Source organism: Paraburkholderia sp. SSBN10T (assembly GCF_056619545.1).
In genome coordinates this window covers 1-614 of sequence record NZ_JBWQQI010000068.1, presented here as the reverse complement: position 1 = coordinate 614, position 614 = coordinate 1, and the positions used below count along the sequence as shown (strand labels likewise).

Here is a 614-nt window from a genome sequence, read left to right as displayed (position 1 = left end):
TCAGCAATGGAGATCCGTCCGCCAGGCTTGAGGATCCGGCGGAACTCTCGCAGAACTGCAATTTTGTCGGGAAGGTAGGCCAGCACCGCACGGGTGGTGACGACGTCGACGGAGGCATCTGCAATGTCCTGGAGATCTTCTGCAGAACCTTGGAGAAACGTGCATTGATCCCGAACTCCACGTTGAGTCGCGACGGACTCGCAATGTTGAAGCAGGGACGCGGATACATCGGCCAGGAGCACGTGGAGCGAAGAACCGACGCGGTCAATCGCGCGAAACGCTACCAGGCCATCGCCAGTGCCAACGTCGACGAGCGTCATTCCCGAGGCGAGCTGGGCAGCGTCGAGAACTCGATCGGCCATTTGAGCGACTTCAGCACGCAACCCTCGTTCGTGCTGAGGATCATCTGCAAACCGCTCGCGCAGAAGCCAATTGGCCCACAAATCGGATTGTGACTGGTGTTGAAGGTTGTTCATCTTATTGCACGTCCACGAACAGGCATGGGGAGGTCACGCGGGGATTGTTGATGATCGAAGGCTGGCGGCTTGCGACCAGAGTGCGTGCGGAAGCGAACCAAAACCGGTCGACCGGCAGGCTTCGAATCTAACGGATAG

1 protein-coding gene is annotated in these 614 nt (G+C 58.5%); it reads right to left on the bottom strand.

Annotation, left to right across the window (positions count from 1 at the left end; translation table 11 throughout):
* The coding region (locus AC1ECK_RS36660) for a class I SAM-dependent methyltransferase (RefSeq protein WP_480328193.1) at positions 1-320 on the bottom strand (320 nt) is incomplete at its 3' end.
* Positions 321-614 lie beyond the last annotated feature (294 nt).